The sequence below is a fragment of the Streptomyces sp. Ru62 genome (assembly GCF_002920615.1).
Lineage (GTDB): Bacteria > Actinomycetota > Actinomycetes > Streptomycetales > Streptomycetaceae > Streptomyces.
The window spans coordinates 313,179-339,216 of record NZ_PQSU01000001.1 but is presented as its reverse complement, the minus strand read 5'-3'; the positions used below and the strand labels follow the sequence as shown (position 1 = coordinate 339,216).

25 protein-coding genes and 1 tRNA gene are annotated in these 26,038 nt (G+C 71.9%); 12 read left to right on the top strand and 14 right to left on the bottom strand.

Features of this window, described 5'->3' with window-relative positions:
* Positions 1-74: 74 nt before the first annotated feature.
* The 4 genes from C3492_RS01665 to C3492_RS01650 form a co-directional block, all read right to left on the bottom strand.
* Entirely contained in the window at positions 75-299 is a 225-nt protein-coding gene (locus tag C3492_RS01665) for a hypothetical protein (RefSeq protein ID WP_103809884.1), read from the bottom strand.
* 89 nt (positions 300-388) lie between these two features.
* A complete protein-coding gene (locus tag C3492_RS01660; protein WP_103809883.1) occupies positions 389-1,273 on the bottom strand; it encodes an SDR family oxidoreductase in 885 nt (294 codons plus the stop codon).
* Positions 1,270-2,223 carry an alpha/beta fold hydrolase gene (locus C3492_RS01655; protein ID WP_103809882.1) on the bottom strand — a complete coding sequence of 318 codons (954 nt, stop codon included), beginning with the start codon at positions 2,221-2,223 and terminating at the stop codon, positions 1,270-1,272. The genes C3492_RS01660 and C3492_RS01655 overlap by 4 nt, the downstream gene beginning before the upstream one ends.
* Entirely contained in the window at positions 2,220-3,749 is a 1,530-nt protein-coding gene (locus tag C3492_RS01650; RefSeq protein WP_103809881.1) for an NAD(P)/FAD-dependent oxidoreductase, read from the bottom strand. The genes C3492_RS01655 and C3492_RS01650 overlap by 4 nt, the downstream gene beginning before the upstream one ends.
* A 178-nt stretch (positions 3,750-3,927) precedes the next feature.
* On the opposite strand from C3492_RS01650, the gene C3492_RS01645 reads away from it, so the two are divergent.
* Complete coding sequence (locus C3492_RS01645) at positions 3,928-4,548, top strand: MerR family transcriptional regulator (RefSeq protein WP_103810039.1); 621 nt, start codon at positions 3,928-3,930, stop codon at positions 4,546-4,548.
* A gap of 32 nt (positions 4,549-4,580) precedes the next feature.
* Here C3492_RS01645 and C3492_RS01640 read toward each other — a convergent pair whose 3' ends face one another.
* On the bottom strand, positions 4,581-5,384 hold the full coding sequence (locus tag C3492_RS01640; protein ID WP_181140139.1) for an exodeoxyribonuclease III: 804 nt from the start codon (positions 5,382-5,384) through the stop codon (positions 4,581-4,583).
* 82 nt (positions 5,385-5,466) lie between these two features.
* Here C3492_RS01640 and C3492_RS01635 point away from each other — a divergent pair, with 82 nt between their 5' ends.
* A complete protein-coding gene (locus C3492_RS01635) occupies positions 5,467-5,943 on the top strand; it encodes a GNAT family N-acetyltransferase (protein WP_103809879.1) in 477 nt (158 codons plus the stop codon).
* 540 nt (positions 5,944-6,483) lie between these two features.
* On the opposite strand, the gene C3492_RS01630 is transcribed toward C3492_RS01635, so the two are convergent.
* The 7 genes from C3492_RS01630 to galU all read right to left on the bottom strand — a co-directional run bounded on the left by C3492_RS01630 (position 6,484) and on the right by galU (position 12,032).
* A tRNA-Ala gene (locus C3492_RS01630) sits at positions 6,484-6,557 on the bottom strand.
* Between the two features lie 91 nt (positions 6,558-6,648).
* Complete coding sequence (gene glpR, locus C3492_RS01625) at positions 6,649-7,893, bottom strand: gephyrin-like molybdotransferase receptor GlpR (RefSeq protein ID WP_181140138.1); 1,245 nt, start codon at positions 7,891-7,893, stop codon at positions 6,649-6,651.
* A 176-nt stretch (positions 7,894-8,069) separates the two neighbouring features.
* Entirely contained in the window at positions 8,070-8,708 is a 639-nt protein-coding gene (locus C3492_RS01620) for a GNAT family N-acetyltransferase (RefSeq protein WP_103809878.1), read from the bottom strand.
* Complete coding sequence (locus C3492_RS01615; RefSeq protein WP_103809877.1) at positions 8,705-9,208, bottom strand: molybdenum cofactor biosynthesis protein B; 504 nt, start codon at positions 9,206-9,208, stop codon at positions 8,705-8,707. The genes C3492_RS01620 and C3492_RS01615 overlap by 4 nt, the downstream gene beginning before the upstream one ends.
* Positions 9,205-9,717 carry a cyclic pyranopterin monophosphate synthase MoaC gene (gene moaC / locus C3492_RS01610; RefSeq protein WP_103809876.1) on the bottom strand — a complete coding sequence of 171 codons (513 nt, stop codon included), beginning with the start codon at positions 9,715-9,717 and terminating at the stop codon, positions 9,205-9,207. Before moaC ends, C3492_RS01615 begins: the two co-directional genes overlap by 4 nt.
* Before the next feature lie 84 nt (positions 9,718-9,801).
* Positions 9,802-11,124, bottom strand: coding sequence for a gephyrin-like molybdotransferase Glp (gene glp / locus C3492_RS01605; protein ID WP_103809875.1), 1,323 nt, complete (start codon positions 11,122-11,124; stop codon positions 9,802-9,804).
* Positions 11,121-12,032 carry a UTP--glucose-1-phosphate uridylyltransferase GalU gene (gene galU / locus C3492_RS01600; RefSeq protein ID WP_103809874.1) on the bottom strand — a complete coding sequence of 304 codons (912 nt, stop codon included), beginning with the start codon at positions 12,030-12,032 and terminating at the stop codon, positions 11,121-11,123. The genes glp and galU overlap by 4 nt, the downstream gene beginning before the upstream one ends.
* 95 nt (positions 12,033-12,127) lie before the next feature.
* Here galU and C3492_RS01595 point away from each other — a divergent pair, with 95 nt between their 5' ends.
* Entirely contained in the window at positions 12,128-12,748 is a 621-nt protein-coding gene (locus tag C3492_RS01595) for a 5-formyltetrahydrofolate cyclo-ligase (protein ID WP_103809873.1), read from the top strand.
* Positions 12,749-12,816: 68 nt separating this feature from the next.
* Here C3492_RS01595 and C3492_RS01590 read toward each other — a convergent pair whose 3' ends face one another.
* Positions 12,817-15,702: a penicillin acylase family protein gene (locus C3492_RS01590; RefSeq protein WP_103809872.1), complete on the bottom strand. Its 2,886-nt coding sequence runs from the start codon at positions 15,700-15,702 to the stop codon at positions 12,817-12,819.
* A 195-nt stretch (positions 15,703-15,897) separates the two neighbouring features.
* Between C3492_RS01590 and C3492_RS01585 the strand changes: the two genes are divergently transcribed.
* The 6 genes from C3492_RS01585 to mscL all read left to right on the top strand — a co-directional run bounded on the left by C3492_RS01585 (position 15,898) and on the right by mscL (position 21,950).
* Positions 15,898-17,427, top strand: coding sequence for a potassium/proton antiporter (locus tag C3492_RS01585; protein ID WP_103809871.1), 1,530 nt, complete (start codon positions 15,898-15,900; stop codon positions 17,425-17,427).
* 245 nt (positions 17,428-17,672) lie between these two features.
* Positions 17,673-18,968: an MFS transporter gene (locus C3492_RS01575; protein WP_103809870.1), complete on the top strand. Its 1,296-nt coding sequence runs from the start codon at positions 17,673-17,675 to the stop codon at positions 18,966-18,968.
* A 67-nt stretch (positions 18,969-19,035) separates the two neighbouring features.
* Positions 19,036-19,332: an FmdB family zinc ribbon protein gene (locus tag C3492_RS01570; RefSeq protein ID WP_103809869.1), complete on the top strand. Its 297-nt coding sequence runs from the start codon at positions 19,036-19,038 to the stop codon at positions 19,330-19,332.
* Between the two features lie 99 nt (positions 19,333-19,431).
* Entirely contained in the window at positions 19,432-20,265 is an 834-nt protein-coding gene (locus C3492_RS01565; RefSeq protein ID WP_103809868.1) for an S-methyl-5'-thioadenosine phosphorylase, read from the top strand.
* 410 nt (positions 20,266-20,675) lie between these two features.
* The gene (locus C3492_RS45340; protein ID WP_258055429.1) at positions 20,676-21,326 is read left to right on the top strand and encodes a hypothetical protein; all 651 of its coding nucleotides are present in this window, start codon (positions 20,676-20,678) and stop codon (positions 21,324-21,326) included.
* 147 nt (positions 21,327-21,473) lie between these two features.
* Positions 21,474-21,950, top strand: coding sequence for a large conductance mechanosensitive channel protein MscL (gene mscL, locus C3492_RS01555; protein WP_103809867.1), 477 nt, complete (start codon positions 21,474-21,476; stop codon positions 21,948-21,950).
* Positions 21,951-21,970: 20 nt separating this feature from the next.
* On the opposite strand, the gene C3492_RS01550 is transcribed toward mscL, so the two are convergent.
* Entirely contained in the window at positions 21,971-22,147 is a 177-nt protein-coding gene (locus C3492_RS01550; RefSeq protein ID WP_014673258.1) for a hypothetical protein, read from the bottom strand.
* Positions 22,148-22,270: 123 nt separating this feature from the next.
* Between C3492_RS01550 and C3492_RS01545 the strand changes: the two genes are divergently transcribed.
* From C3492_RS01545 to C3492_RS01535, 3 genes are all read left to right on the top strand, one after another.
* Positions 22,271-23,509: a low temperature requirement protein A gene (locus C3492_RS01545; RefSeq protein WP_103809866.1), complete on the top strand. Its 1,239-nt coding sequence runs from the start codon at positions 22,271-22,273 to the stop codon at positions 23,507-23,509.
* A 40-nt stretch (positions 23,510-23,549) separates the two neighbouring features.
* Complete coding sequence (locus C3492_RS01540) at positions 23,550-24,575, top strand: P1 family peptidase (protein WP_181140137.1); 1,026 nt, start codon at positions 23,550-23,552, stop codon at positions 24,573-24,575.
* Positions 24,576-24,724: 149 nt separating this feature from the next.
* The gene (locus C3492_RS01535; RefSeq protein WP_181140136.1) at positions 24,725-25,942 is read left to right on the top strand and encodes an Ig-like domain-containing protein; all 1,218 of its coding nucleotides are present in this window, start codon (positions 24,725-24,727) and stop codon (positions 25,940-25,942) included.
* Positions 25,943-26,038 lie beyond the last annotated feature (96 nt).

The following is a 26,038-nucleotide window of genomic DNA, read 5'->3' as shown; positions in this document are numbered from 1 at the left end:
ACCCCGGAACCGGCGCAGGGTGCCCTCCCGGAAGGAAGGGCACCCCACGTCAACCGGCCGAGGCCGAGCGCAGGTCAGGCGTCGTAGTCCCGGTCGAACCGGTCCTCCATCTGCTGCTCCGTGTCCTCGATGTCACGGTGGTTCTGGCCGCCCCGCTCCGGCGGCTGCTGGCCCTGACGGCCCTGCTGCTGGCCCTGGCGGCCCTGCTGCGGACCGCGCTGGCCGGCCTTCTCGCGGCCCTGGTCCATCTTCTCCTTGGCCTGGCGCGACTTCTCCTGGAACTGGTCCTTCATACCCATGTGGGTTCACTCCCGTGATGAGTGGGGGTCCGGCCCCGTCGGTGGGGCCTCGACCAGATTCACACGGGCGAACACGCCCTGCATGTCGATCAGTTACGGTGCGTAGCGCGGGCCGCCTCATCGGCCGCCCCACCTGCGCCGACGAGCCCGGAACGCATGCCCTTCAGGCGGGGCGCGAACCGCCTCATCTCGCGCTGCCCGACCGTCCCGATGAGCCCCGGCAGATATCCGCGCACGCCCTGCATGCCGCGCAGCCACCACTGCCCGTACACGTGCGCCGAGCGCCGCTCGATGCCTTCCACGAGCCGGTCCACGGCGGGACCCAGCGGGTAGGTCTTGTTGGACGGCCACGGCAGCCGCTGCCGCAGCTCCCGCATGACGTCGTCCTGGTCGGCGCCGCGCACCATGTCGGTGTCGGTCCAGGACAGATACCCGACGCCGACACGGACGCCCTGGTAGCCGACCTCGGCGCGCAGACTGTGCGCGTACGCCTCCACGCCCGACTTGGACGCGCAGTACGCCGTCATCATCGGCGCGGGTGTGATCGCCGCCAGCGAGGCGATCTGGAGCAGATAGCCGCGGCTCTCCACCAGCACCGGCAGGAACGCCCGCGCGGTCACCGCCGAACCGATGAGGTTCACCTCGATCACCCGCCGCCACGCCTGCGGATCGGAGTCGGCGAACGGACCGCCCGTCGCCACACCGGCGTTGGCGACCACGATGTCGACCTTCCCGAACCGCGCCTTCACCTCCTCGGCGACCCGGCTCATCGTCTCGTGGTCGGTGACGTCGGCGTACCAGTGGGCGCTGTCGCTGTGCAGCCGCCCGGAGACCTCCTTCAGCGCCTCCTCCTCCAGCCCGACCAGCGCCACCTTCGCGCCGCGCGCGGACAGTTTGCGCGCCAGCAGCTCACCGACGCCGCGCGCCGCTCCCGTGACGACCGCGACCTGCCCTTCGAGGCTGACCCTGCTCATGCGCCCTCCTTGATCTGCGCGGGGGTGGAACCGTGCTCGGGGACAGCCCCCGTGACATACGTGCCGACGAGTTCCCGGATGCGCGCCGTCACCGGCTCCGGGGCCTCGACCGGGGTCATGTGGCCGACGCCGGGCAGCTCGGTGAGACCGACGCAGTGCGGCAGCGCGGCGACCAGCGACCGGGCGTGCACCGGAGGCGTGAGCCGGTCGGACGCGCCGTGCAGCACCGCGGTGGGCGCGCTCAACCGCCGTACGCCGTGGTCGAGATCGAGCGCGGCGAGGACGGCCGACCACGCGTGGCGCGCGGCGCGCGGGCAGGCGTGCACGATCCGCGCACACGCCTCCACCATGTGCGGGGACGAACCGGCGCCCATCGTGGCGTACTTGAGGATGCTCCGCGCGACCGGCGTGACCGGCCCGAGGGGCGCGCGGGAACCGAGCACGCGCCCGGTGATCCAGGTGCGCACGCGCCCGGCGCGCAACGGCACCACGCGCGCTTCAGCGACCAGCCGCGAACTCCCCGTGCTGCACAGCAGGACGGCGGCGGCGTGTTCCCGGAAGCGGGGGCGCTCGGCCGCGGCCATGACCGTCATCCCGCCCATGGAGTGACCGACGACGAGCGCCTTCTCCCCGGGCTTCAGCGTCTGTGCGAGCACCGCTTCGAGATCGTCCGCCAGCGCCTCGGTGGTACAGGCGGGGTTCGCGGGACTGCGCCCGTGCCCCCTCTGGTCGTAGGCGATCACCCGGTGGTCGGCGGCCAGGTCCCGTATCTGGGCCGCCCAGAACGCCGTCGAGCAGGTCCAGCCGTGGGCGAGGACGACCGGTGGCGCGTCCTCGGGGCCGTGCACCTCGACGTGCAGCCGTGCGCCGTCGGCGGAGACGGCGGTGAGGGTACGGGCCGGGGCGGGCGGGGCGTAGGGGCCGGAGGTGACGTGGGCGCTCCGGCTCATGCGGCGGCCCCGCTCTTCCGGCCGGCCGGCCCGGCGCCGGGGCCGGTCACCGCCGCGGGCCTGCGCAGGACGTCGTACTCCGCGAGGTCCACCCGCCGGGTGGCGCGCCGGAACTCGGTCGTCGTACCGGGCCAGATGGTGGTGTTGCGGCCGCTCGCGTCCAGGTACCAGCTGGTGCAGCCGCCGGTGTTCCACACGGTCCGCTTCATGCGCTCCTGCACCCTGTCGTTCCAGGCGTCGACGGCGGCGGGCCGGGCGTCGAGGGCGGTACGGCCGCCCAGGACGTCGAGCTGGCGCAGATAGTCCGCCATGTAGTTGAGCTGGGACTCGATCATGAGGATCATGGAGGAGTTCCCGAGGCCGGTGTTGGGGCCGATGATCGTCATCCAGTTCGGGAACCCGGCCGCCGAGGCGCCGCGCAGCGCCCGCATCCCGTTCTTCCAGGACTCCGCGAGCGTGATGCCCTCCGCGCCGACCACGCGCTCGGCGATGGGCATGTCCGTGACGTGGAAGCCGGTACTGAAGACGATCGCGTCGACCTCGGCCTCGGTGCCGTCGGCCGCGACGAGCGTGGACCCGCGGATCTCGCTCAGCCCGCCGGCGACGACGTCCACGTTCGGCCTGGCCAGCGCCGGGTAGTACGCGCTGGACAGCAGGATCCGCTTGCAGCCGATGCGGTAGTCCGGGGTGAGCTTGGCGCGCAGGGCCGGGTCCTTGATCGCGCGGGCCATGTTCCGCTTGGCGAGCTGTTCGACCAGGCCGAGCTCGTCCGGGCGCTTGGTGAACGCCTGCACCTGCAGCTCCCGGATGCCCCACAGCAGCCCGCGCCGGACCTGGGCGGTGACGGGCAGCCGGCGGTGCAGCCAGCGCTCGGCGCCGCTGATGGCGCGGTCGACGCGGGGCAGCACCCAGGGCGGGGTGCGCTGGAAGAGGGTGAGGCGGCCGACCTGCGGCTGGATGGCGGGGACGATCTGGATGGCGGAGGCACCGGTGCCGACCACGGCGACCCGCTTGCCGCGCAGGTCGTAGTCGTGGTCCCAGCGGGCGGAGTGGAACACCTTGCCCGGGAAGGATTCGAGGCCGGGGACGTCGGGGATCTTCGGGTCGGACAGCGGACCGGTGGCGGAGACGACGACGTCGGCGGTCAGCGTGCCGCGCGTGGTCTCGATGGTCCACCGCAGGTGCTCGTCGTCCCAGGTCATCAGCTTGACCTCGGAGTCGAGACGGAGGTGCGGGCGCAGCCCGAAGAGGTCGGTGACGTGCTCCAGATAGGCGCGGATGTGCCGCTGCCCGGAGAAGGTGCGCGGCCAGTCCGGGTGGGGCGCGAAGGAGAAGGAGTAGAGGTGCGAGGGCACGTCACAGGCGCACCCCGGGTAACTGTTGTCCCGCCAGGCACCGCCGACGCTGTCGGCCCGCTCCAGGACGACGAAGTCGGTGATTCCCTCGCGGCGCAGCCGCACGGCGGCCCCCAGCCCGCCGAACCCGGACCCGATCACCGCCACCCGTACATGCTCGTGCTCGGCCATCCCGAAGCCTCCACGCATCACCTAGGAACTCTGCCAGTGAACACTGGCGCAATGGGACTGTAGAGCAGCCGCCTACTGAGCGGTAGGGGGCGGGCGAAGGAAAGTTACCGTCGGTACGCCATAGGCTGCGGTCGTGGCAGAGGACGCGGAACACCCCACGGTCAGGCGCGAGTACCGCATGGAGGAGCTGGCCCGGCAGGCGGGCATCACCGTGCGCACCCTGCGCTTCTACCGCGAACGCAAGCTCATAGGGCCGCCCCGCCGCGAGGGCCGTATCGCCTGGTACGACGACCACCACCTGGCCCGGCTGCGCACCATCGCGGCACTCCTGGAGCGCGGCCACACCCTGAACGGCATCGCGGAACTCGCGGACGCCCTCGACCAGGGCCGCGATGTCGCCGACCTGCTCGGCGTCGGCACCCCCACCGAGGAGGAGCCGGTCCGCCTCACGCCCGAGGAACTCGCCGCCCGCTTCGAGGGCGAGGTCACCCCCGAGAACCTGGCCGCCGCCCTGGAGCTGGGCTACCTCGGCACCGACGGCGACGAGATCGTCCACATCAGCCGGCGCCTGCTGGACGTCTCCTCCGCGCTGGTCCGCGAGGGCATCCCGCTCGCCGAGGTCCTGACGGCCGGCGCCCGCGTCCGCGAGCACGCCGACGCACTGGCCGAGCTCTTCGCCGACCTGATCCTGCGCCACGGCCCCGAGGAGAACCTCCGCCGCCTGCGCCCGCTGGCCCGCAGCGTGGTGGAGGCGGAACTCTCCCTGGCGCTGGACCGCCGGCTCAACAAGCGGGACTGACCGGACGAGCGGCGCCGACCGGACGAGCGGGCCTACAGGTCGTAGACGACCGTGACCGGCGCGTGGTCCGACCAGCGCTCGGCGTGCGTGGCCGCGCGCTCGACGAAGCCCTTGACCGCCTTGCCGGCGAGGCCGGGCGTGGCGGCGTGGTAGTCGATGCGCCAACCAGAATCGTTGTCGAAAGCCCGCCCCCGGTACGACCACCAGGTGTACGGACCCTCCGCGTCCGGGTGCAGGGCGCGGACGACGTCGACGTAGCCGCCGTCCTGGGGGGCGAAGACACGGTCGAGCCAGTCCCGTTCCTCGGGCAGGAAGCCGGAGTTCTTGGTGTTGCCGCGCCAGTTCCTGAGGTCGGCCTGGCGGTGGGCGATGTTCCAGTCGCCGCAGACCAGGACCTCGCGCCCGTCGGCGGCGGCCCGTTCGCGCAGTTCCTTCAGATGGGCCAGGAACTCGCCCATGAAGCGGACCTTCTCGTCCTGCCGCTCGGTGCCGACCTCGCCGGAGGGCAGGTAGAGGGAGGCGACGGTGACACCGGGCAGCTCGGCCTCGACGTACCGCCCGCTGCCGTCGAACTCGGCGGAGCCGAAGCCGATCCGCACCCGGTCCGGCTCGCGCCGGGTGTAGAGGGAGACGCCCGCACGGCCCTTGGCGGCGGCCGGGGCGTGCACGACGTGCCAGCCGTCGGGCCGGCCTGCCTCCTCGGGCAACTGGTGCGGCTCGGCGCGCACCTCCTGGAGGCAGACGACATCCGCGTCCGTCCCGGCGAGCCATTCCACGAAGCCCTTCTTCGCGGCGGCTCGCAGCCCGTTCACGTTCACCGAGGTCACAGTCAGCACCCGGGCACGATACCGGCACACTGGTCCGGGTCCGCAAAATCCGGGGGACCTCCGCCGACTGCATAGAAGTACGATGCCCAGCATGAATATCCGCCGCGTTCGTTTCGATCACCCCGACGCCGTCAAGCTCAATGACGAGGTCCAGGAGGAGTACCACCAGCGCTACGGCGACGGGGGCGATGCCACGGTCCTGGACGCCGCCGACTTCGATCCGCCCCGGGGCGTGTACCTGATCGCGTACGACGAGCGGGACCGGCCCGTGGCGACCGGCGGCTGGCGCAGCCAGGACCGCAACGAGGAGGGCAACGAGGACGGCGACGCGGAACTGAAGCGGATGTTCGTCGTCGCGGAGATGCGCGGCCGGGGCCTGGCCCGCCGCATGCTCGCGGCCCTGGAGGAGGACGCCCGCATGGCCGGCCGGGTCCGCATGGTCCTGGAGACGGGCACCAAGCAGCCGGAGGCCATCGCCCTGTACACCTCCAGCGGCTACGAGCCGTGCGCGAAGTTCGGCTACTACCGGCACCACGAGGAGAGCCTCTGCTACGCCAAGCGGCTCTGACTCCGGGCCGGTGAAGTCGCTGCCCCACGCCGCTGAGTCGGCTGTTCACGTCACTTGAGCGGCTACCTTGTCGCCGGTGAGCAGCGAGCGCGTACACGCCGACCGCTTCCTGGGCGACTTCCGGGAGCTGGACCACGGCCGCCCGGGTGGGCCTTCCTTGCACGCCTCGCTGCGGAGTGAAGGTGATCCGCACGAGGAGGACCTCGTGGGCTGCCTACGTGCCGGCTCGCTGCTCGCCGCGAGCGGAGCAGCCGTCCACGACGTTCTCAGCCCGACGGACGAGCTGACAGGCGGCCTTCACCTGCTCACGGATGGCGAGTGCTTCTGGCACACGGACCTCGCCCATCGGAGCCTGGCGTCAGAGAGTGAGAGCAGGGGGACCAGGATCACTCGCGCCGGAGCGGCTCCCGCCTGCCGTGCCGAAGCAGCTCCCGCTTCTCGGGCGGGAGCGGAGCGACGACGGGTGCAGCTGCTGTACTTCGGTGCCGCCCGACACGTCAAAGCCCCGGCGGGATATCCCGACCGGGGCTTTGAGCTGCGTGGACCTGAGGGGATTTGAACCCCTGGCCCCCTCGATGCGAACGAGGTGCGCTACCGGACTGCGCCACAGGCCCTTGCAACGAGTGAAACTTTAGCATCCCGATCGGGGTGCTTGGAAATCCGCTCCCTGACTGGTCAGGACGGGGGTTTCCGGGGTGACCCGGGTCACTCGTTGGCCGCGCGCGGGCGGTCGCCTTCCTCGTACTGGTCGAAGAGCGGCGTGCGTCCGCGTTCCCGTGCCCGGCGGGCGGCGGCCGCGGCGGAGGCCCCGCCGCGCGAGCGGGTCCGGGCGTGGGGGCGGCCGTCCGCGGCCTTGTCCCCCTTCTTCTCCCCGGCCGCCGCCTCCGGATCGCGCGCCCCGCTCTCCGGCGCGCGACCCGCCTCCTGCTCCGGCACGACCGCGCTGGACCGCGCCGAGCTCCAGGTGTCGGGCGCGCCGAGATCCACGTCGGAGGTGGCGCGCGGGGCGACGGGCGCGGTCACGTACGTCGGCAGCGGGACCGGCACCGGGTCCCAACTGTCCCCGTGGCCGGGCCGCCGCTGCCGCTCGCGCTGCTGGTCGACCCACTCGGCGTGGTCGGTCTGCTCGACGAGGGCGCGCCGGTCGGCGGCGAGCGCGGACAGGCCGGTGTCGGTCTCGGTGGCCTGGCCCTGCTCCGGTTCCTCGGCGCCCGGTTCGGTGTCGAGGGACGCGCGCCGGCGTGGCTGGCGCTCGCGCAGGCGCTGGGCGGCGGCCTCGGCGCGGCGCCGGTCCATCTGGTAGGCGAACCGGCGGCGCTCCTGCGCCCGCAGATAGGCGATGTACGCGCTGAGCAGCACGGCGGGCGCGCCGGGCACCCAGAGGAAGGCGAGGCCGCCGACGGCGGCGACGATCGCGCCGAGTGTGAAGGCGAGGAAGAGCACCACGGTGGTGCGCCGGCGGCGCGCGAGCACCTTCGTGCGCCGGGCGCGTGCCGCGGCGGACTGCGCCGAGGGCACGCTCCGTGCTGCCGGTTCACGCTGCTGGGCCGGTGGGGTGCCGGACGCGGGCACGGGCTCGGGGGCGGGCCGGGACGCCGGAACGGAGACGTGGTCGCTCGCCGCTTCGGTGCCGCCGGGTGCCTCGGGCTCGTCCTCCGCGGCCACCTGACGGCGGGTCGGAGGCACGGCGAAGGCCCGGACGTCCACCGAGTCGGTGACGGCGTCCGGATCGACGGCGTCCGGCTCCCCCTCCTGGGCGGAGCGCGCCCGCAGGTCCCTGGCGTACCGGCGCTCCATACCCGCCCGTCCGGACAGCAGCCGGATGGCGGTGCTGAAGCGTTCCGTCGGACGGGCCTCGTTCAGCTCGTCCTGCCTACGGAGCCACATCGGCACCAAGTAGGCGGCCCAGGCCCCGACAATGACTGCGTAGATGAGGCCGCTGCTGCTCACGCTCACACCGTAGAGGGGTTTGCGTGAGGCCATCCGCCAATTGGGCCGGTGTGTCGCACGATCTGGCTCATATTTCCAGCATTTTTTGCGACCCTTGCGATCAGAGGACCACCGCAGCCGGGAATTCGGCGCCCCGAGACGGTCAACAGCCGATCATTTTCGAACACATATTCAATTCACTGGCTCTCGGTGCGCTGGCTCCCGCGAGAGCGCGCCCGTTTCCACCGCGTGAGCAACCCGTCGGGCACCTCTTCCGCGGTGAGCGCGAAGACGAGATGGTCGCGCCAGGCGCCGTCGATGTGCAGATAACGCGGCCGGAGCCCCTCCTCGCGGAATCCGAGTTTCTCCACGACCCGCCGGCTCGGCCGGTTCTCGGGGCGAATGCAGACCTCGACGCGGTGCAGGCCGACGGTGCGGAAACAGTGGTCCACCACGAGCGCGACGGCCGTCGGCATCACCCCGCGCCCGGCCACCGCCTCGTCCACCCAGTAGCCGACGTGCCCCGAGCACATCGAGCCCCAGGTGATCCCGGCGACCGTCAACTGCCCGACGAGCTGCCCCTGGTACTCGATGACGAACGGCAGCATCCTGCCCGCGTTCGCCTCGGAGCGCAGATGCCGGACCATCTGGCGGTAGGTCGGCCGGTGCGCTATCGGTCCGCTCGGCGTGGGCGGCGGGATGGTCGCCTCCCACGGGCGCAGCCAGTCGCGGTTGCGCCGGTTCACCTCGCGCCAGACCCGCTGGTCGCGCAGCTTTATCGGCCGGAGGACGACATCGCCGTCCGCCAGTACGACGGGCCAGGAAGGGCTGTTCAGCTCGCACCCCCCGTACCGCCGGGTCTCGGGTGGTCACCGCCGCGGATCTGGTCGACGGCATGGATCAGCAGGGGCTCCAGCACGGCGAGGCCGTCACGCACCCCGCCGGTCGACCCGGGCAGGTTGACGATCAGCGTGTGCCCGGCCACTCCGGCCAGACCCCGGGACAGCGCGGCGGTCGGCACCTTCTCCCGGCCGTACGCGCGGACGGCCTCCGCGATGCCCGGCACCTCGTGGTCGATCACCGCGCGGGTCGCCTCGGGGGTGCGGTCGGTGGGCGACAGGCCGGTGCCGCCGGTGGTGACGACGACGTCGTACCCGGAGGCGACGCCCGCGCGCAGGGCCGCTTCCACGGGGTCGCCGTCGGGGACGACCCGCGGGCCGTCGACGTCGAACCCGAGGCTTCTGAGGCCGTCGGCGACCAGCGGGCCGCCCTTGTCCGCGTAGACGCCCGCGGCGGCCCGGTTGGAAGCGGTGATCACCAGAGCTCGGTAGGTCATGCCCTGCTCCAGTCGCCCGACTTGCCGCCCGTCTTCTCCTCCACCCGTACGTCCGTGATGACCGCCCCCTTGTCGACCGCCTTGACCATGTCGATCACGGTGAGCGCGGCGACCGTCACGGCGGTGAGGGCCTCCATCTCGACACCCGTGCGGTCCGTGGTCTTCACGGTGGCCCGGATCTCCACGGCGTCGTCCGCGACCGACAGGTCCAGTGTCACACCGGACACCGACAACGGGTGGCACAGGGGGATCAGATCCGGGGTGCGCTTGGCGCCCATGATCCCGGCGATCCGCGCGGTGGCCAGGGCGTCCCCCTTGGGCACGCCCTCGCCGCGCAGCAGCTCGACCACGCGTGGTGCGACGAGGACCCGGCCGCTGGCGCGGGCGGTGCGCGCGGTCACGTCCTTCCCGGACACGTCGACCATGCGGGCCGCGCCCGCCTCGTCGATGTGCGTCAGTCGGTCCTGCACAGGGGCTCCGGGGGTCTCCCCCCGGGAAGGCTGGGTCATGGCTGTGGCGCTCCCGGTCCGGGCCCGGCGCGGTGCGGCGCGCGGGCCTGCTGTGCGCGACACGGTACCGCCAACCAGCGGGACTCAGCCGAGCAGGACCACCTCGACCTCGCTGCCGGGCTCGACGGACTCCGTGTCCTCGGGCACGACGATCAGCGCGTCGGCCTGCGCCAGCGCGGCGATCAGGTGGGACCCGGCACCGCCCACGGGGACCACCTCGCCGTCGGCGTACGTGCCGCGCAGGAACTGGCGGCGGCCCTTCGGCGAGCGCAGCGCCCCGTCGGCCTTGAGGACGGCCCGCGCGCGGGGCCGGTGGAGGTCCGTGACGCCCATCAGCGCGCGGATGGCGGGCCGGACGAACAGCTCGAAGGAGACGTACGACGACACGGGGTTGCCGGGCAGTGCCAGCAGCGGAGTGTGGTCGGGGCCGATGGAACCGAAGCCCTGGGGCTTGCCGGGCTGCATGGCGAGCTTGCGGAACTCCACGCCGCTGCCCGCCTCGTCCGCGTCCCCGGCGTACGACAGCGCCTCCTTGACGACGTCGTACGCCCCGACGCTCACCCCGCCCGTGGTCACCAGCAGGTCGGCGCGGATGAGCTGGTCCTCGATGGTGGAGCGGAGGGTCTCGGCGTCGTCGGCGACGGCGCCCACCCGGTAGGCGATGGCGCCCGCGTCCCGCGCGGCGGCGGTGAGGGCGAAGCTGTTGGAGTCGTAGATCTGCCCGCCGGCCAGTTGCTCGCCGGGCTGGACGAGTTCGCTGCCGGTGGAGACCACGACCACGCGCGGGCGGGGGCGCACGCGTACCGTGCCGCGGCCGATCGCGGCGAGCAGTGCGATCTGCGGCGGGCCGAGGACCGTCCCGGCCTCCAGGGCGAGGTCCCCGGCCTTCACGTCGCTGCCCTTGGCCCGCACGTGCGCGCGTGCCTCGGCGGGGCGGTACACGTGCACATGGCCCTCGGCGCCCTCGGGGGCCAGGCTGCGCGCCCGCATGCCGCTGACCGGGCCCTCGCCGAGCCCGCCGTCGGTCCACTCGACGGGGACGACGGCCTCGGCGCCGGGCGGCAGCGGCGCGCCGGTCATGATGCGCGCGGCCTGTCCGGGGCCGACCCGCACCGGGTCGGCCGCGCCGGCCGCGACGTCCCCGACGACCTCCAGGACGGCCGGGAACTCCTCCCCGGCGCCCGCCACGTCCGCGACCCGCACCGCGTACCCGTCCATGGAGCTGTTGTCGAACGGCGGCAGGGACAGTGGCACCGTGACGTCCTCCACCAGGACGCAGCCCTGGGCGTCGAGCAGCTGCAGCTCGATGGGTTCGAGGGGGCGGACGGTCGAGAGGATGTCCTCCAGATGCTCGTCCACCGACCACAGGTCGTCCGGGCCGGCGGGGCGGGTCGCGGCGCTGCTCAAGATTGCTGCATCTCCTCGGCTACGTAACTGCGAAGCCAGGTCCGGAAGTCCGGGCCCAGGTCTTCACGTTCGCACGCGAGTCTGACAATGGCACGCAGGTAGTCGCCACGGTCACCGGTGTCATAGCGGCGGCCCTTGAAGACGACGCCGTGCACCGGGCCGCCGACCTTCTCGTCCTGCGCGAGCTGCTGGAGGGCGTCGGTGAGCTGGATCTCGCCGCCGCGGCCCGGCTCGGTCTTGCGCAGTATGTCGAAGACGTGCGGGTCGAGGACGTAGCGGCCGATGATCGCGTAGTTCGAGGGCGCGTCCGCCGGGTCCGGCTTCTCGACCAGTCCGGTCACCTTGACCACGTCAGCGTCGGCGGTGGCCTCCACGGCCGCGCAGCCGTAGAGGTGGATCTGCTCGGGCGCGACCTCCATCAGGGCGACGACGCTGCCGCCGTGCTGCTCCTGGATCTCGATCATGCGCGCGAGCAGCGGGTCCCGCGGGTCGATCAGGTCGTCACCGAGGAGGACGGCGAAGGGCTCGTGGCCGACGTGCGGGGCGGCGCACAGCACGGCGTGCCCGAGGCCCCTGGGGTCGCCCTGGCGCACGTAGTGCATGGTGGCCAGGTCGCTGGACTCCTGCACCTTCGCGAGCCGTTCGGCGTCGCCCTTCTTCTCCAGCGCCGATTCCAGCTCGTAGTTGCGGTCGAAGTGGTCCTCAAGGGGACGCTTGTTGCGCCCAGTGATCATCAGGACGTCGTCGAGCCCCGCCGACACGGCCTCCTCGACCACGTACTGGATCGCCGGCTTGTCTACGACCGGCAGCATCTCCTTGGGAGTGGCTTTGGTGGCCGGCAGGAACCGGGTGCCGAGGCCGGCTGCGGGAATGACAGCCTTGCTGATCCTGGGGTGGGACTGAGTCATGCCCGCAACCATATCCGGTGCCTTTGTGGGCAATCTGTGGCTCAGGTTGCTTGACCCTTATATGGCCTGCATCGAGAAGGGCGCGAGGACGACCAGTGGCACACGACGGACGTACGGGCGAGCCTGACAAGCGCGCCTTTCGGCGAGAGTTCCTCGGAGTGAGGAACAGGTTGACGGCGGATGACGTCCGCGTGGCGGGCCTCGCGCTGGCGGAGCGCGCCGTGGAGCTGCCCGAGCTGGCGCGTGGCCGCACGGTGGCGGCGTACGTCTCGGTGGGCGGCGAACCCGGCACGCTCGCCCTGATGGACGCACTCCGCGCGCGGGGCGTGCGCGTCCTGCTCCCCGCGCTGCTGCCCGACAACGACCTGGACTGGGGCGAGTACGCCGGCCCGGACTCCCTCACCCGGGTGCAACACGGCGGCAGGATGGCTCTTTTCGAACCCTCCGGTCCGCGTCTCGGCCCGGACGCCGTGACGGACGCGGACGTGGTCCTGCTGCCCGGGCTCGCGGTGGACGCGCGCGGGATGCGTCTGGGGCGCGGCGGCGGGTCGTACGACCGGGTGCTGGCCCGGCTGGAGCGGGCGGGTGCGCGTCCCCTGCTCGTGGTGCTGCTGTACGACACTGAGGTCGTCGCGCGCGTCCCGGCGGAGGCGCACGACAAGCCGGTGCACGCGGTGGTGACGCCGTCGGGAGTGCGCCGCTTCCCACTCGGCTGACCTCCTCCCTGACGCGGAACGGCCCTCCACGCGCGCGTGGAGGGCCGTTCCGTGCTCTGTGCCGGTGGTCAGGGCTTGAGGACCAGGGTGTCGCTCGTGCTCTTGTCGACCGCCTTGCCGGAGAACGACCAGGGCAGCAGCTCGCCCTTGGCCCACTTGCTCGTCTGGTCCGTGTAGTGCGCGCTGAAAGCGTGCCCGGAGGCTCCGGTCAGGTTGATCCACTTGGACTTGTCGAGGTCGGCGAGGTTGACGACCATCCGCATGGACGGCACCCAGACCACGTTGTAGCCGCCGGCGGCGTTCCAGCCGGACGCGTTCACCGTCGCCTCGCCGCCGCCGATCTTCCAGGGGCCGCGGTTGAGGAGGTACTGCAGGGCCTTGGGGCCCTCGGTGCCGAGCGTCTGGTTCTTCAGGAACAGCCGGTGCAGACGGCCCCAGCTCCAGGTGTCGATGTCCTTGCCGAGCTTGGCGGTCAGCTCCCAGCGGGCGTCGATCATGGCGCGGGCGAAGAGCTGGTCACGGTTCTCGGCGGCGGGGCGGGTGCCCGACTTGGGCGTCTTCCACCAGTCGCTGTCCGGCTTGTCCATCAGGGTGCGCACGACCTCGAACCAGCGGTCGCCGCCGTCCGGCTGCGCCTGGTCGGCGTCGCGCTGGCCGCACTCGCGCACCTTCGTGTCGTCGTCCACCGGGCCGGTGCTGTCGATCTTGTCGACCCACAGGCACTGCCCCTTGACGCGCAGCTCCTTGGGGAGCTTGTTGCCGAAGGCGAGCTTGAGGATGTTGCGCCAGACGGCGTTGAAGTACGCGGCCGCCGCGGAGTCGGCGTCCTGGGTGTAGTCCCAGCCCTCCAGCAGCTTCTGCGCCTGGCGGACCTCGGGGTCGTCCAGGTTGATCTTCAGCAGCTTGGGCACCAGGAGCTTGGCGATCTCGCTGCTGTTGTCCAGCTGCATCTGCCGCATGTCGTCGGTGGAGATCTTGCCGCCGTCCTTGATCTTGGACTCGATCAGGTCGGTGATGCGCTGGCTGCGGGTGCCGTAGCCCCAGTCGGTGGTGAGGGTGTAGGGGTACGTGTCCGGGTCGACCACGGCCTGGTTGGCGGTGACGATGTAGCCGCGCTCCGGGTCGTACTCGTAGGGCAGTTCGTCCTGCTTGATGAAGCCCTTCCAGCGGTACTTCGAGTCCCAGCCCGGCACCGGGACGGCGCCGGAGTCCTTGGCGGTGCGGGTGGGGATCCTGCCCGGCAGCGTGTAGCCGATGTGGTTGTCCGTGCTGGCGTAGATCAGGTTCTGCGAGGGCACGTCGAACAGGGCCGCAGCCGCGCGGAAGTCGCTCCAGTCCCCGGCCTTGTCGAGGGCGAACACGGCGTCCATGGTCGTGCCCGGGTCGAGCGCGGTCCACCGTAGGGCGATGCCGTAGCCGTCGCCGCGGTCGGGCGCGGCGGTGTTCACGGTGGCCTTCTTGCCGACCTGGACGAGTTCGTCGTCACGGTCGGACAGCAGCGGCATCCCGTCCTGGGTCTGCCGGACGACGATCGTCTTGGCCGCGCCCCCGGCGACCTTGATGGTCTCCTCGCGGGTCTTGAACGGCCGGATCTTGCCGTCGTACAGGTAACCGTTCGCGCTCACCTTCTCCAGGTAGAGGTCGGTGACGTCGACGCCGGAGTTGGTCAGGCCCCAGGCGATCTTCCCGTTGTGGCCGATGATCACACCGGGCATGCCGGCGAACGTGTAGCCGCTGACGTCGTACTGGCACTTGCTGGAGACGGTGCGGCAGTGCAGGCCCATCTGGTACCAGACGGACGGCAGGGACGCCGACAGGTGCGGGTCGTTGGCGAGCAGCGGCTTGCCGGTGATGGTGTACTTCCCGGCCACCACCCAGGAGTTGGAGCCGATGCCCTGGCCGTTCACGCCGACGGCCGTGGGCAGGTCGTCCAGGGCGCTGTAGAGGCCGTCCAGCTGGCTCGTGAGCCCCGAACCGGTACCGGCCGAGGTGGAGGAGCCGGTCGTGCCGGTCGTGCCCTGAGAAGAGCCGGTGGCGCCGCCGGTCGTGCCGGCCGTGCCCTGGGTGCCGGTCGTGCCGGTCGTGCCCGTCGCGCCGGTCGTGCCCTGGGTGCCGCCGGTCGTCCCCTGGGCGGAGCCCGTGGCGCCGCTCTGCTGGAAGGCCTGGGTCACCGCGTCGTACTGGCCCTCCTGGACGATCGGCTTGTTGCGGCCGTAGGGGTACGCCGGGTACAGGTCCTGGATCTGCTGCGGGCCGAGGCGGCTCGTCATGAGGGCGCGGTCGATCTCGTCCTGCATGTTGCCGCGCAGGTCCCAGGCCATCGCCTTCAGCCACGAGACGGAGTCGACCGGGGTCCACTTCTCCGGCTTGTAGTCGTTGGTGAAGCCCAGGGCCGCGTACTCCAGGGAGATGTCCTTGCCGTCCTTGCCCTGGAGGTAGGCGTTGACGCCCTTGGCGTAGGCCTGGAGGTACTTCTTGGTGGACGCCGACAGCTTGGTGTCGTACTCCTGCCGGGCGATCCGGTCCCAGCCGAGGGTGCGCAGGAACTCGTCGTTCTTGACCTGGCTCTTGCCGAACATCTCCGACAGGCGCCCGGAGGTCATGTGCCGGCGCACGTCCATCTCGTAGAACCGGTCCTGCGCCTGGACGTAGCCCTGCGCCATGAACAGGTCCTCGTCCGAGGACGCGTAGATCTGCGGAATGCCGTAGCCGTCCCGCTTGACGTCGACCGGCCCGGACAGGCCGTCGAGCTTGATCGAACCGGTGGTCTGCGGGAAGGAGGCGCGCACGGTGCTGATCGACCAGTACGCCCCGTAGGCGATGCCTCCGATGATGGCCAGGACCAGCACCAGCACGATGAGTCGGGCTTTGCGCCCCTTCTTCCTGCCGGACTTGACGGACGTGGCACCCGCGGTGGCGGTGTCACCCGTGGTGGCGGTGGTGTTGGGGGGCATCGCTGTCCTTGCTGTCCTAACGCGAGCGGCAGGTCGGGCTGTGACTTTGAATGAGCGCTGGAGCAACCATAGGCGCAGGGCCCTGTCCCGCTTGACGCGGAGTCGGGAACCAGCGCGTACGAGCGTTCGATCTTGCCTCGCGAACGTCAAGAAATCGTCAAGAGTTAGGTAAGGTAACGAAGTAACCGGAGATCCGTGGGCCAGATCTCGGAGGAGGAACGCCCCCTGACTGTTCACCACCTCAACCAGCTCCTGCTCGTCTGCTCCGTCGTCCTGCTCGTCGCCGTCGCGGCCGTCCGGATCTCCTCCCGCAGCGGGCTCCCCAGCCTGCTCGTGTACCTGGGGATCGGCGTCGTCATGGGCCAGGACGGCATCGCGCACATCCGGTTCGACAGCGCCGCGATGACCCAGGTCATGGGGTACGCCGCCCTGGTCGTGATCCTCGCCGAGGGCGGTCTGGGCACGAAGTGGAAGGAGATCCGGCCGGTCCTGCCGTCCGCCTCCGTGCTGGCGACGGTGGGAGTCGCGGTCAGCGTGGGCGTCACCGCGGCGGGCGCGCACTACCTGGTCGGGCTGGAGTGGCGGCAGGCGCTCATCATCGGGGCGGTGGTGTCGTCGACGGACGCGGCGGCGGTCTTCTCGGTCCTGCGGAGAATCCCCCTCCCCGCGCGCGTGACGGGCACGCTGGAGGCCGAGTCCGGATTCAACGACGCCCCGGTGGTCATCCTGGTCGTCGCCTTCTCCACGGCCGGCCCGGTCGAGCACTGGTACCTGCTGTTCGGCGAGATAGTCCTGGAGCTGGCCATCGGCGCGGCCGTGGGCCTCGCGGTGGGCTGGTTCGGCTCCTGGGGGCTGCGGCACGTGGCGCTGCCCGCCTCCGGTCTCTACCCGATCGCCGTGATGGCCATCGCCGTCACGGCGTACGCCGCCGGTGCCCTGGCGCACGGCAGCGGCTTCCTCGCCGTCTACCTGGCCTCCATGATCCTCGGCAACGCCAGGCTCCCCCACTGGCCCGCCACCCGCGGCTTCGCCGAGGGGCTCGGCTGGATCGCCCAGATCGGCATGTTCGTCGTGCTCGGCCTGCTGGTCACCCCGCACGAGCTGGGCGACGACATCGTACCGGCGCTGGTCATCGGGCTGGTGCTGACCATGGTGGCCCGCCCGCTGAGCGTGGTGGTCAGCCTGGCGCCGTTCCGGGTGCCGCGGCCGGAGCAGATCCTGATGTCGTGGGCCGGGCTGCGCGGCGCCGTGCCCGTCATCCTGGCGACCATCCCCATGGTGAACGGCGTCGCCGGCAGCCGCCGCATCTTCAACATCGTCTTCGTCCTGGTCGTCGTCTACACCCTGGTCCAGGGGCCGACCCTGCCCTGGCTGGCCCGCACGCTGCGGCTGGGCGAGAAGGGCGAGGCCGCCGACCTCGGCATCGAGTCGGCGCCCCTGGAGCGGCTTCAGGGCCACCTGCTGTCCGTCACCGTCCCCGAGGGCTCCCGGATGCACGGCGTGGAGGTCAGCGAGCTGCGGCTGCCGCCCGGCGCGGCCGTCACCCTCGTCGTGCGCGAGGAGAAGTCGTTCGTGCCGCTGCCCTCGACCGTGCTGCGGCACGGCGACGAACTGCTGGTCGTCGCCACCGATCCGGTCCGTGACGCGGCGGAACGGCGACTGCGCGCGGTCGCCCACGGCGGCAAGCTGGCGGGCTGGCTGGGCACGGACGGCGACCGCGGCTGAGCCCTGCGGCAATCACAGGCGCCCGCCGCGACGGTGCTCGGTTTCACAGGGGCACAGGCCATGATCCCTGTAGTATGAAGGCACCCTGATCGAACCAACTCTGCCTGATGCAGAGCTGGCGCGACCGTATGGCGGCCGGAACATCCTCCGCGGAGGCACCGGTATCTACCGCAGTTCCGCGCAAGAGGACAGCTCTCGGCGCCCCCCGCACGGGCGCGCTACCAGGCGGAAGAAAGGCACGGGCCGTGGAGTCCACGGTCACCACCGAGCCGGCGGAGAACCCGTCGACGTCGTCCCGCCCCGGATACGGACAGCTGCTGCGCACCCGCGGCGCCTGGACGTTCCTGCTCCCCGGCTTCGCCGCACGCCAGCCGTTCGCGATGCTCACCCTCTCGATCGTGCTGCTCGTCCAGCACACCACCGGCTCGTACGGCGCCGCGGGCGCCGCCGCCGCGGCCACCGGCGTCTCCATGGCGCTGTTCGCGCCGTACAGCGGCCGCCTCGCCGACCGCTACGGCCAGCGGGCCGTACTGATCCCCGGCGTCCTGGTGCACGCGGTCTCCGGCCTGTCCCTGACGGCGCTCGCGCTTGCGCACGCGCCCCTGTGGGCGCTGTTCCTGGCCGCCGTCCCGACCGGCGCCTCCGTACCGCAGGTCGGCCCCATGGTGCGGGCGCGCTGGGGTGTGAAGCTCCAGGGCTCGCCCCTGATGACCACGGCGGCGGCGTTCGAGTCGGTCACGGACGAGCTGACCTTCGTCGTCGGCCCCCTGCTGGCGACCGCGCTGTGCACGGCCGTCACACCGGCCGCGGGCCTGGTCGCGGAGGCCGGGCTGACCCTCGTCGGCGGTCTGCTGTTCGCCGCGCGGAAGAGCACGCAGCCGCCCGTGTCCCGGGAGAGCGGGCACGCGCGCGTGCGGCACGCCTCCGCCCTGCGGGTCCCGGGCGTGCGCGTGCTGGCCGTCACCTTCCTCGGCATCGGCTCGGTCTTCGGCGGTATGCAGGTGTCGCTCGCGGCCTTCACCGAGTCGATCGGCGAGCCCGGCCTGAACGGCGTCCTGTACGGCGTCTTCGCCGCCGGGAACATGCTGTCCGGCATCGTCTGCGGCGCGGTCGCCTGGAAGACGGCTCCGCAGAAGCGTCTCGTGATCGGTTACACGGCGCTCGCGGTGGCGGCGTCCGCCCTGTGGACGGCGCACTCGGTGGTGCTGCTCGCCGCGCTCGGCCTGCTGGTCGGCATGTGTATCGCCCCGGCGCTGATCACCGGCTACACGCTGGTCGAGGGCCTGGTCCCGGCCGGCGCCCGGACCGAGGCCTTCACCTGGCTGACCGGCGCCGTCGCGCTCGGCCAGGCCGCCGCCGTCACGGTCGCGGGACAACTGGAGGACCGGCTGTGGGACGGCGCCGGGTTCCTGGTCCCGATGGGCGGCACCGTGCTCGCGCTGGTGACCCTGGTGACGCTGCGGTCCCGGCTGGCCCCACGGCACGGGAACCGCACGGTCGCGCGTGGCGTCGGTCACCGCGTGCCGGTCACGGTGGACTGATCCCCGGGAATGCGTCACTATGGACCGTCGTTAGCACTCATCGAGTGAGAGTGCCAGGAGGAAGACAGTGCCGACCTACCAGTACCAGTGCACCGAGTGCGGCGAGGGCCTTGAGGCGGTGCAGAAGTTCACCGACGACGCCCTGACCGTGTGCCCCAACTGCAACGGCCGCCTGAAGAAGGTGTTCTCCGCGGTCGGCATCGTCTTCAAGGGCTCGGGCTTCTACCGCAACGACTCCCGCGGCTCCACGTCGAGCAGCACCCCGGCGTCGAAGCCGGCCGGCTCGTCGTCCGACGCGAAGGCGTCCTCCTCGACGTCCTCGTCCTCTTCGAGCTCCGGCTCCGCCAGCAGCTCCGCCGCCTGACACCTCTCGTCCGGACCCTGCCGTCGCACGACGGCTGGGTCTTCGGCCTTCCCCGGCACCGGCTCCCCCGCGTCGTCACGGCCCGCTAGTGTGCTGGTCATGGCCAAAGCAGAGATCGGCGTAATCGGCGGTTCGGGTTTCTACTCCTTCCTGGACGACGTGACCGAGGTCCAGGTGGACACCCCCTACGGGGCGCCCAGCGACTCGCTCTTCCTCGGGGAGATCGCCGGCCGGAAGGTCGCCTTCCTGCCCCGGCACGGCCGTGGCCACCATCTGCCCCCGCACCGCATCAACTTCCGCGCCAACCTGTGGGCCCTGCGCTCGGTCGGAGTACGGCAGGTGCTCGGTCCGTGCGCGGTGGGCGGCCTGCGTCCGGAGTACGGGCCAGGCACCCTGCTCGTGCCCGACCAGTTCGTGGACCGTACGAAGTCCCGGGCACAGACCTACTTCGACGGGCTGCCGCTGCCCGACGGCACCGTGCCGAACGTCGTGCACGTGTCCATGGCCGACCCCTACTGCCCCACCGGGCGCGCCGCCGCGCTGAAGGCCGCCCGCGGCCGGGACTGGGAGCCGGTGGACGGCGGCACGCTGGTCGTGGTCGAGGGCCCGCGCTTCTCGACGCGCGCGGAATCGCTGTGGCACCAGGCCCAGGGCTGGTCGGTGGTGGGCATGACCGGCCATCCCGAGGCGGCGCTCGCCCGGGAGCTGGAGCTGTGCTACACCTCGCTGACCCTGGTCACCGACCTCGACGCGGGCGCCGAGACCGGTGAGGGCGTCTCGCACGAGGAGGTGCTGCGAGTGTTCGCGGCCAACGTGGACCGGCTGCGCGGCGTGCTCTTCGACGCGGTGGCGGCCCTGCCGGAGACCGGGCAGCGGGACTGCCTGTGCGTGAACGCGCTGGGCGGGATGGACCCGGGGTTCGCGTTGCCGTAGCGCGGGGCGCTTGGGGGGAGGCGTGGCGGAGCAGCCTGGCGGGGGAGGCCGGGCGGGGGAGGTCGGGCTGGGAGGCTGGGTGACGCGGGGGTGACGCGCGGCTCAGCGGGGGCGCGGCCCAGCGAGGGACGCGGCTCAGCGGCGGGACGCGGCTTAGCGGGGGACGCGGCTCAACGGGGGACGCGGCTTAGCGGGGGACGCGGCTTAGCGGGGGACGCGGCTCAACGGGGGACGCGGCTCAACGGGGGACGCGGCTCGGCTCAGCGGCGGGACGCGGCGGCGCGGAACCGCTCCTTCGGGTGGGTGAGTTATCCACAATCCGTCCGTGATCCACCGGCCCCGGCGGGATCCGGCGCGAGGCGTCATCGTGGCATCGCAAGCCGAACTCCTCGTCGCAGGCGGTGACCCCCATGCCCTCCTCATCCCTCCCGCTCCCACCCTCGCCCTCCCCCTCACTCCCGCGCTCGCCCTCGTTCTCCGCCGCCCCACCGCCCTCGTTCTCCGCCGCTCGCCCCTCGTTCCCGCCCCCGCTGCGACCTCCGCGTCCGCTGGGCACGGAGGCCCCGCCGACCCGTGAGGTGCCCCCGTTCGATCCGGTCCGGGTGCGCGGCGGGCGGTACCGGCTGCAGCGGTTCCTACGGCATCGTGGGCGGGCGGTCGCGGCCGGGCTCGCGGTGACGGCGGTGGCACTCGTGGCCGCGGGACCCCGGACCGGGGCGGAACCGCACGGCACGGAGCGGGCCCACAGCCATCGGGGGGCGGCGCCCGTACGACCCCGCCCGGTGGTCGAGGTGGTGACCGCGCCGGTCCGGATCGCCGACGCCGACACGGTGCGCCTGCTGCGCTCCGGTGACCGTGTCGACGTGATCGCCGCGGAGGACCCGTCGGCCGGGGCCGGCGTCCGGGTGCTGGCGCGCGGTGCACGGGTGAGGGAGGTGCCGGAACCGCCGGCCGGCGCGGCCGAGAGCGGTGCGCTGGTGGTGCTGTCGGTGCCGCGGCCCACGGCGGCCCGGCTGGTGGGCGCGAGCGCCACCGCGCGCCTGGCGGTGACGCTGTGCTGAACCGGCTCGTACGCGCGCTCCGTGCCGTGGCCGACGTCTGGGCGAGGGCCTCGATCCGGTTACGGCAGTGGACACGACATCCGCACCGTGCCGTAGGTTGCGGAGCGTTTCGTTCCACACCCTGTGCACGCGAGGAGAGTCCCCCAAGTGAGCGTGAAGAAGGATCCGGGCGTCTGGCAGGGCTTCAAAGCCTTCCTGATGCGCGGCAACGTCGTCGATCTGGCGGTCGCGGTGGTCATCGGCGCGGCCTTCACGAACATCGTCAACTCGATCGTGAAGGGGATCATCAACCCGCTGGTCGGGGCGATCGGCACCCAGAGCCTCGACAACTACAGCTCCTGCCTGAAGGACCCGTGCCAGGTGGCCGCGGACGGCACGGTCAAGAGCGGCGTGCCGATCATGTGGGGCTCCGTCCTCGGGTCCACGCTCAGCTTCCTGATCACCGCGGCGGTGGTGTACTTCCTGATGGTCCTGCCGATGTCGAAGTACCTGGCCCGGCAGGCGGCCCGGAAGGCGGCCCGGGAGGGCACGAAGGAAGTGGTCGAGGTGACCGAACTGGAGGTGCTCAAGGAGATCCGCGACGCGCTGGTGGCGCGGCGCGGGGCCGGGCACGACGAGCGCTAGCGGCGCCTCCCGCGGACCGCTCAGAGGTGGTGGGGCGGCTTCTCGTCCAGGAAGCGCTTCAGGTCGGCAGCACTGTCGCCGTCCGGGCGCTCGCCCCACCCGCGGTCGGTGTCGTCCGAGGACTGCTGGTCCAGCGGGTCGTCGAAGACGAGCGCGGGCTTCGGGTCGCGCGGCTCGGGTTCACGGGCGGTGCTCATGCGTCCAGGGTACGGCGCCCGCCGGAACCCTCCGGCCTGGGATCGCACGGGGCCGGAGGCCGCTCCTCCACCTGCGAAGGCCCGCACAGGATTTCAGGCCGGTTTTCTGCTGTGCTGGGAACCATGACGTCGAGTTCCCCTCCCACGCCCGCCCCCTCGGGCGCCCCGAAGCCCTCCGGCCCCCTGCGGCGGCTCACCGCCCGCGGACGCGACGAGGCGCACCGGGTCGCCTCCTCGCTGGAGCTCTTCTTCGACCTGTGCTTCGTCGTGGCGGTCGCGCAGGCGGGTGTGCAGCTGGTGCACGCCGTGGCGGCGGGCCACGCGAGCGACGGGATCCTCACCTACGCGATGCTGTTCTTCGCCATCTGGTGGGCGTGGATGAACTTCAGCTGGTTCGCCTCGGCGTACGACAACGACGACGCCCTCTACCGGGTGGTCACCCTGGTGCAGATCGCCGGCGTCCTGGTGCTGGCCGCCGGGATCTCCCGCGCCGCCACGCAGCACGACTTCTTCCTGGTCTGGCTCGGCTATGTGATCATGCGGCTGGCCATGGTCTGGCAGTGGCTGAGAGCCGCGAGATCGGCGCCGGGCGCGGAACGGACCATGGCGTTCCGGTACGCGGGTGGCGTGCTGCTGTGCCAGATCGGCTGGATCGGGCTGGTGGTGCTGCCGGAGCCGGCCAGGCCCTGGGTCTTCCTGGTGATGGTGCTTGCGGAACTGTGCGTGCCGCTCTACGCCGAGAGGGCCCAGAACACCTCCTGGCACCCGCATCACATCGCCGAGCGGTACGGACTGTTCACGATCATCGTGCTCGGCGAGACGATCGCCGCGGCCACGGTGGCGGTGAAGTCGGCCGCGGACGAGCAGAACGCGCTGGGCGAGCTGCTGCCCATCGCGGCGGGCGGACTGCTGGTCGTCTTCTCCGCGTGGTGGATCTACTTCGTGGTGCCCATCCACGGCCACCTGCGCTCCAGCCGGCGGGCGTTCGTCTGGGGCTACGGCCACTACCTGGTCTTCGCCTCGGCGGCGGCGATCGGCGCGGGCCTGGAGGTCGCCGTGGAACAGGCGGTCGGCAAGGCGCACATCTCCACCCTGTCCGCCTCTGCCGCCGTCACCCTGCCGACGGCGCTGTACCTGCTGACCGTGTGGGCGCTGCATGCCCGGCACTTCAAGGCGGGCCTCGCCCAGCAGCTGGTGCTGCCGGTCACGGCTCTGCTGGTTATCTGCTGCACCTTCCTGGGCGACTGGGCGGTGCTCGCGGCGGGACTGGTGTCCGCGGCCTCGGTGGCGGCCGGAGTGATCCTGACGGCGCGCACGGCCGGCCGGGAGCGTGCGGCGAGCACCACCGCCACGGCCGGCTGACCTCCCGGGCAGCGCGCCGGACTGGGCCAGACTGGCGTCCATGACAGCTGACGCATTGACGGACGTCGCCGGGCTGCGCGTGGGGCACGCCACCCGGACCGGCGACGGGTGGCTCACCGGCACGACGGTCGTCCTCGCCCCCGTGGGCGGCGCGGTGGCGGCCGTGGACGTGCGCGGCGGTGGCCCCGGCACCAAGGAAACCGACGCGCTCGACCCGCGCAACGTGGTGCGGACGGTCGACGCCGTCGTGCTGACCGGAGGCAGCGCGTACGGGCTCGACGCGGCCTCCGGGGTGATGGCCTGGCTGGAGGAGCGGGAGCGGGGCGTGCGGGTGGGGACGGATCCCGCGCATGTCGTGCCGGTGGTGCCCGCCGCGTGCGTCTTCGACCTGGGGCGCGGCGGGGACTTCCGGGCCCGTCCGGACGCGGGGACGGGACGCGCGGCGGTGGAGGCCGCGGCGGCCGCTTCGCCGGGAGCCCGGGTGGCGCAGGGGTGTGTCGGCGCGGGCACGGGCGCCGTCACCGGACGGCTCAAGGGCGGGGTGGGCACCGCGAGCACGGTGCTCGCATCGGGGATCACGGTGGCGGCACTGGTGGTGGCGAACGCCGCGGGCTCGGTGCTGGATCCGGAAACGGGGGCGCTGTACGGGGAGTTGTTCCAGGGACGGGTCGAGTATCCGGAGGCGCGGGTGCACGAGGCCGCGTGTCGGCGCCTGGACGAGGCCGCCGCCGGGAACGGCCCGGCGCCGCTCAACACGACGCTGGCTGTGGTCGCGACGGACGCGGACCTCTCCAAGGCGCAGGCGCAGAAGCTGGCAGGCACCGCGCACGACGGCATCGCGCGCGCCGTACGGCCGGTGCACCTCCTGAACGACGGGGACACGGTGTTCGCGCTGGCGACCGGCACCCGCGCGCTGGACACGCACCCCTTGGCGCTCAACGACATCCTCGCCGCCGGCGCGGACGTGGTGACGCGCGCCATCGTCCGGGCCGTGCGCGCGGCCGAGTCGGTCGAAGGGCCGGGCGGAGTGTGGCCGTCCTACGGGGAGTTGTACGGGAACGGGTAACGGTACGGCCCCGGGGACGGGGTGGATTGTCGCGGTTCTGTCACGTGAGGGCGTTCAAGGGACCGGGAGGGAACCTTCCCCGGCGTCGGCGCCCTCTTTCTTCACGCACTGGAACGGATCACGCACATCACACGAACTGGGAGCAGCCCGTGACAACGCCGGACATTGCAGCGCGGCGCGCACTCGGGGCCTGTGCCGCCCTGATGGTCGGCGCCCTCACCCTGACCGCCTGCGGCGGCAGCGCCAAGGCGAGCGACGACAGCAAGGGGGGCAAGGACTCCCCGAAGACGTCGACGGCGAAGATAGCGATCTCGGCCAAGGACGGTTCGACGGGGGCGTCCATCAACGCGACCGGGGTGAAGGTCAGCGACGGCAGGCTGACCGATGTGAAGATGACAGTGGCGGGGTCGGGGCAGACCGTGCCGGGGGCGATATCTGCGGACGGCCACGCCTGGAAGCCGAAGGAGCAACTGGAGCGCGGGACGAAGTACCGGATATCCGCGACCGCGAAGGACGCCGAGGGGCGCACGGCGGCGGCCAACTCCATCTTCACCACCGTCACCTCGGCGAACAGCTTCATCGGCACCTACACGCCGGACGACGGCACGACGGTCGGGGTCGGCATGCCGGTGTCGTTCACCTTCGACAAGTCGATCACCGACAAGAAGGCCGTGCAGTCGCACATCACGGTGAACACCACCAGCGGCCAGCAGGTCGTCGGGCACTGGTTCGGTGACCGGCGGCTCGACTTCCGGCCGCAGGAGTACTGGAAGGCCGGTTCCAAGGTCACGATGAACATCGACCTGGACGGGGTCCAGGGCGCCCAGGGCGTCTACGGGGTGCAGAAGAAGACCGTCTCCTTCACGGCCGGCCGGTCGCAGGTCTCCACGGTCGACGTCCACACGCAGACCATGACGGTCGTACGGGACGGCCGGACCGTCAAGACGGTGCCGATCTCGGCGGGCAGCCCGCAGCACACCACGTACAACGGGCAGATGGTGATCTCCGAGAAGTTCGTGCAGACCCGCATGAACGGCTCGACGGTCGGCTTCGGCGGGGAGTACGACATACCGGACGTGCCGCACGCGATGCGGCTGACGTCGTCGGGGACGTTCATCCACGGCAACTACTGGTACAACAGGGGCAACCCGCCGTTCGGGCGGGAGGGCACCAGCCACGGCTGCGTCGGCCTCGCGGACGTGCAGGGGGCGCAGGGCGCCACGTCGGCCAAGTGGTTCTACGACAACTCGCTCGTCGGCGACGTGGTGATCGTGAAGAACTCCCCCGACACGACGGTCGCCCCGGACAACGGCCTCAACGGCTGGAACATGCCGTGGAGCGCCTGGACCGCGGGAAGTGCCGTCTGAGCGGCGGGTTTTGACAGGACGGCGGGCCGCGCGGGAACTTTTCGCGCGGCCCGCGCGTTTTCCCGCCGTACGTTTTCTCGGTTCCCGGACATGATG

Excerpts from the sequence above, each read along its gene's own strand:
- C3492_RS01590 (WP_103809872.1), bottom strand. The coding sequence starts at position 15,702 with ATGCCCCCCAACACCACCGCCACCACGGGTGACACCGCCACCGCGGGT.
- C3492_RS01550 (WP_014673258.1), bottom strand. The coding sequence starts at position 22,147 with ATGAGCACCGCCCGTGAACCCGAGCCGCGCGACCCGAAGCCCGCGCTC.
- C3492_RS01615 (WP_103809877.1), bottom strand. The coding sequence starts at position 9,208 with ATGACCTACCGAGCTCTGGTGATCACCGCTTCCAACCGGGCCGCCGCG.
- C3492_RS01540 (WP_181140137.1), top strand. The coding sequence starts at position 23,550 with ATGACAGCTGACGCATTGACGGACGTCGCCGGGCTGCGCGTGGGGCAC.
- C3492_RS01645 (WP_103810039.1), top strand. The coding sequence starts at position 3,928 with ATGGAGGAGCTGGCCCGGCAGGCGGGCATCACCGTGCGCACCCTGCGC.
- C3492_RS01565 (WP_103809868.1), top strand. The coding sequence starts at position 19,432 with ATGGCCAAAGCAGAGATCGGCGTAATCGGCGGTTCGGGTTTCTACTCC.
- C3492_RS01650 (WP_103809881.1), bottom strand. The coding sequence starts at position 3,749 with ATGGCCGAGCACGAGCATGTACGGGTGGCGGTGATCGGGTCCGGGTTC.
- moaC (WP_103809876.1), bottom strand. The coding sequence starts at position 9,717 with ATGACCCAGCCTTCCCGGGGGGAGACCCCCGGAGCCCCTGTGCAGGAC.
- C3492_RS45340 (WP_258055429.1), top strand. The coding sequence starts at position 20,676 with ATGCCCTCCTCATCCCTCCCGCTCCCACCCTCGCCCTCCCCCTCACTC.
- galU (WP_103809874.1), bottom strand. The coding sequence starts at position 12,032 with ATGACTCAGTCCCACCCCAGGATCAGCAAGGCTGTCATTCCCGCAGCC.
- C3492_RS01655 (WP_103809882.1), bottom strand. The coding sequence starts at position 2,223 with ATGAGCCGGAGCGCCCACGTCACCTCCGGCCCCTACGCCCCGCCCGCC.
- C3492_RS01545 (WP_103809866.1), top strand. The coding sequence starts at position 22,271 with ATGACGTCGAGTTCCCCTCCCACGCCCGCCCCCTCGGGCGCCCCGAAG.
- C3492_RS01665 (WP_103809884.1), bottom strand. The coding sequence starts at position 299 with ATGGGTATGAAGGACCAGTTCCAGGAGAAGTCGCGCCAGGCCAAGGAG.
- C3492_RS01635 (WP_103809879.1), top strand. The coding sequence starts at position 5,467 with ATGAATATCCGCCGCGTTCGTTTCGATCACCCCGACGCCGTCAAGCTC.
- C3492_RS01660 (WP_103809883.1), bottom strand. The coding sequence starts at position 1,273 with ATGAGCAGGGTCAGCCTCGAAGGGCAGGTCGCGGTCGTCACGGGAGCG.